Source organism: Streptomyces milbemycinicus (assembly GCF_002154605.1).
Classification (GTDB): Bacteria; Actinomycetota; Actinomycetes; order Streptomycetales; family Streptomycetaceae; genus Streptomyces; species Streptomyces milbemycinicus.
This window is the reverse complement of sequence record NZ_MUNE01000403.1, coordinates 1-4,876: the sequence shown is the minus strand read 5'-3', so window position 1 is coordinate 4,876 and position 4,876 is coordinate 1. Positions and strand designations below refer to the sequence as shown.

The 4,876-nt window shown below is 73.6% G+C and carries 1 protein-coding gene; it reads left to right on the top strand.

Features of this window, described 5'->3' with window-relative positions; all coding sequences use genetic code 11:
* A partial coding sequence (locus tag CCN51_RS30715) for an SDR family NAD(P)-dependent oxidoreductase (RefSeq protein WP_143675926.1) occupies nucleotides 1-4,876 on the top strand: 4,876 nt, incomplete at both ends.

The following is a 4,876-nucleotide window of genomic DNA, read 5'->3' as shown; positions in this document are numbered from 1 at the left end:
ACCGCGAGCCCGCCACCTCGCCCGCCCACCCCGCGATGGCGGCGTTCGGCCGCAGTGTCCGGCGGGAACACCCGTCGATCGGCTTCGGCGTGCTCGCCGTGGCCGCCGGATCCCTCCCCGAAGCGGTGGTGTCCGAGCTCCGCGCGGAGAGCGAGCCGGACGTACGGATCGACGGCGGCGAGCGGACCCGCGCGGCCTGGCGCCGGCTGAGCCTGCCGGCCGGCGGCGCGGCACCGTTCACGGGCTCGGGCGCCCATGTGATCACCGGCGGCACCGGCGGACTCGGCCTGCTGCTCGCCGAGCACGTGGCCCGGGCGAGCAGGGGCGCGATCGTGCTCGTCTCCCGCCGCGCCCCGGACCCGGCGGCGCGGGCGCGGATCGAGGCCATCGGGGCGCATACGGCGCAAGCCGATGTCGCGGACGCCGCGTCCGTGCGTGCGCTGATCGCCGAGGTGCGCCGGTCGCACGGCGCGATCAGCGGTGTGCTGCACCTCGCCGGGGTGCTCAGGGACGGCCTGCTGCACGGAAAGGATTGGGCCGACGTGGACGCGGTGCTGGCCGCCAAGGTGCGGGGCACGGTGTGGCTGGACGAGGCGACGCGGGACGACACGCTGGACTACTTCGTGACCTTCTCGTCCGCGGCGGCGGCCTTCGGCAACGTCGGCCAGACCGACTACGCCTTCGCCAACGCGTTCCTCGACCACTTCGCGGAGCGCCGGGAGCAGCAGCGACGGCAGGGCCTGCGGCACGGGCACACCCTGGCCGCGGCCTGGCCGGTCTGGGCCGACGGCGGGATGCGGGTGGAGGCGGCCGACCTGCGGCGCATGACGCGGGAGACGGGCATGCGCGTGGTGCGCACCGGCCCCGCCATGGAAGCGCTCGAGCGTGTTCTGGCCGGGCCAGCGGTGCGGGTGCTGCTCGCGCCCGGTGATCCGGACCGGATACTGACCGCCCTCAACGAAGAGCCGGCCCGGACGCCCGCCACGCCCGCCGCCGAGCCGCCCCGGCCGCGGGCGGTCGCCGACGCTCAGGTCGCCGACTCCCGGTCCGCAGATTCTCAGTCCGCGGCGGAGGAGTGGCTGATCGGGATCATGGCGGAGGAGCTGAAGCTTCCCGAGTCGGAGATCATCCCCACCGAGCCGTTCGACAGCTACGGCGTGGACTCGCTGATCACGCTGGGCGTGACCCGCAAGCTCGAGGACCGCCTCGGCCCGCTGTCGAAGACCCTGCTGTTCGAGTACCTGACCGTCCGTGAGCTGGCGGACCACCTGACCGCCGCGCACCCCGGCGCGTTCGCCCAGGCGGAAGCCGTCGCCGAAGAGGCCGCCCCGGTGCGGCCGCGGCCCGCGGCCGTCGGCGACGACATCGCCATCATCGGCGTCGCGGGCCGTTACCCGGAGGCCGACGACGTCGACGAGTTCTGGCGCAACCTCCGGGCGGGCCGGGACAGCATCGAGGAGATCCCCCGCGAACGGTGGGACAACAGCCGCTTCTACGACCCCGACAAGTCGGCCTTCGGCAAGACGTACGGCAAGTGGGGAGGTTTCATCCGCGGCGCCGACCGCTTCGACCCGCTGTTCTTCCGGATGTCGCAGATCGAGGCCGAGCACACCGACCCCCAGGAGCGGGTGTTCCTGGAGACCGTGTGGCATCTGATGGAGGACGCCGGCTACACCCGTGAGCAGCTGCGCGTCACCCGCACGGGTGTGTTCGTGGGCATGATGTACGGCCAGTACCAGCTGTACGGGGTGCAGGAGGCGCTGCGCGGCGAGGGGCTGCCGCCGCACTCGTCGTTCGCCTCGGTGGCCAACCGGGTCTCGTACTTCTTCGACTTCTCCGGACCCAGCGTCGGCCTCGACACGATGTGCTCCTCCGCGCTGGTGTCGATCCACCAGGCGTGTCTGGCGATCCGCAACGGCGACTGCGAGGTCGCGGTCGCAGGCGGTGTCAACATCACCAGCCATCCCGCGAAGTATCTGCAGCTCGCATGGCGTGGCTTCCTCTCCGAGGACGGCCGGTGCCGCAGCTTCGGGGCCGGTGGCACCGGATACGTCCCGTCGGAGGGCTCCGGCGCCGTGCTGCTCAAGCGACTCGACGCGGCGGTGGCCGACGGGGACCGCATCCTGGCCGTGGTCAAGGGGTCCGCGGTCAACCACGGCGGCACGGGGCGCGGGTTCAATGTGCCGAACCCCAAGGCGCAGGGCGATCTGGTGCGCGCCGCGCTCGACCGCGCGGGTATGCGGCCCGCGGATCTGAGCTATGTGGAGGCGCATGGCACCGGCACCGCGCTCGGCGACCCGGTGGAGGTCGCCGGCATGATGCAGGCGTTCCGGGGCGATATGCCGGAGCGGTTGCCGATCGGCTCGGTGAAGTCCAACATCGGACACGCCGAGTCGGCGGCCGGTATCGCGGCGGTCACCAAGGTGCTGCTGCAGATGCGCCACGGCGAGCTGGCCCCCTCGCTGCACTCCGCCGAGATCAACCCGAACATCGACTTCGCGGCCACCCCGTTCGAGGTTCAGCGCGAGGTGGCGCCGTGGCCGCGGCATACGCTGGCGGACGGCACGGTGCGGCCGAGGGCCGCGGGCGTGAGCTCGTTCGGCGCGGGCGGCACCAACGCCCATGTCATCCTGCAGGAATACCTCGGCGAGCCGGAGCCGGCCGCCTCCTCGGCGGGCCCGCAGCTGGCCGTGGTCTCCGCTCGCGAAGCCGACCGGCTGGTGGCGCAGGCCCGCCGGCTGGCGGCGCATCTGCGGAACGCCGCATGCGCGCCGCGGGACCTCGCCTGGACGCTCCAGACCGGCCGTGAGGCGATGGCACACCGGCTCGCGATCCGGTTCACGGAGCTGCCGGAACTGGTCCGGCGCCTGGACGAGTTCGTCGCAGGCGGCACCCCCGCCGACAGCTGGACCGGCGTCGTCGATCCGCGCAAGGCCCCGGCCGCCGGGCCGCTGCCCGCCGATCCCGCCGCGTACGCCGAGGCATGGACCTCCGGCCGGCAGGTCGACTGGCCGGCCCTGCACCAGGGAGCGCGGTGCTGCCGGCTGTCGTTGCCCGGCTATCCCTTCGACGGCGAACGGGTCTGGCTGGCGGCCGCGGATGCCGAGCCGACTGCCCCGGCCGGCGCCGAGGGGCTGCTGCTGACCACGCAGTGGGAGCCCGCCGAGTCGACGCTGAACACCCCGCTGCCCGGCCGGACCGCCGTTCTGGCGGCGCCCGGGACCGAGGGGCTGGCCACCCGGCTCGCCGCCACCCTGCCGGGCGCGGAGGTGCTCACCCCCGATCAGCTCGCCACCGACACCCGAGGCGACCGCTTCGACGCGGTGATCGACCTGGCCGGCTGCGCGGATCCGGATGAGCCTGCCGGCCACTCCCGGCTGACCACCTGGGTGAGCTGGCTTCAGCGCGCGATGGACAGGAACCAGCGCGAGCTCACCGCGCTCCTCGTCTCCCGGGGCACGGCGGCCGGGCTCGGCGGCGCGGCGCGGGCCGGGCTGTACCGGATGCTGCAGAGCGAGTACCGCCATGTGCGCTCCCGCCAGGTGGAGATGGGGGACGCCACGGACGAGCAGCTGTGCCGGTGGGTCGCCGATGAGCTCCGGGCCGGTGACTCGCCCGCCCGGATCGCCTACCACGACGGCGTACGCCACCAGGCCCGGCTGGCCGAACCGGCCACCGGCCCGCGGCACGAGCCGCGGTTCCCGGAGGGCCATGCGCTCTGGGTGACCGGCGGTACCCGTGGCGTGGGCCTGTTGACCGCCCGGCATTTCGTCGCCCGCCACGGCGTGCGCAAGCTGGTCCTCACCGGTCGCGAGGCGCTGCCGCCACGGGCCGAATGGTCCGCCCATATCGCGGCGGACACCGCGCTCGGCCGCAAGCTGCGCCCCCTCGCCGAACTGGTGGACCAAGGCGTGGAGTTGCGGGTGCTCAGCGTGGCGCTGGACGACAAGGCGGCCACCGCCGCGGCGCTGGCCGAGGCCAAGTCCCAGCTCGGCCCGATCGGCGGAGTGATCCACAGCGCGGGCTTCAGCGATGCCGAGAACCCGGCCTTCGTACGTAAGCCACGGAGCGGGATCGAGCGGGTGATCGGCCCGAAGATCTTCGGCCTCGACACGCTCGTGGAGTGCTTCCGCGACGAGCCACTGGCCCTGTTCGTGCTCTACTCCTCGGCCTCCGCCGTCGTACCCGCGCTCGCGGTCGGCCAGAGCGACTACGCCATGGCGAACGCCTACCTGGACGCGGTCGCCGAGGCACGCCCGTACGGCCTGCCGCTGGTCAGCGTGCAATGGCCGAGCTGGAAGGACACCGGCATGGGGCAGGCGCGCAGCGCCGCCTACCAGGCCTCCGGGCTGGCCGCGCTGACGGACGAGCAGGGGCTCGATCTGCTGGAGCGGGCGCTCGCCAGCGGTGCGCGCGTGGTCCTGCCCGCGGTGGTGCGGCCGGGTGCCGACTGGCATCCGGAGCGGTTGACCGACCGTCGGCTGACCCCGGACCCGGACCGCCGCCCGGCTCCGGACGCCATCGCACCCGCCCCGCAGGCTGCGACGCCGCCGGACGCGCTCCGCAAAGCGGTCGACGCGGTGGCCTCGTGGCTGCTCGACCAGGTCGCGACGGAACTGCGGTTCGACCGGGCCCGGCTCGCCGGGGACGTGCCGCTGCAGGACTACGGCATCGAATCGATCCTGGTCTCCCAGCTCATGCAGACCCTCGGCAAACAACTCGACGTGTCGATCGACCCGTCGGCGTTGTACGAGTACCCCAGCGCCGATGAGTTCGCGGCGTATCTGGCCGAGGAGCACCCACAAGAGCTGGCCGCCGCCTTCGGCGAGGATCCGGCCGACACACCGGCGTTCACCTGGGCCGAGCCGGCGCCGGC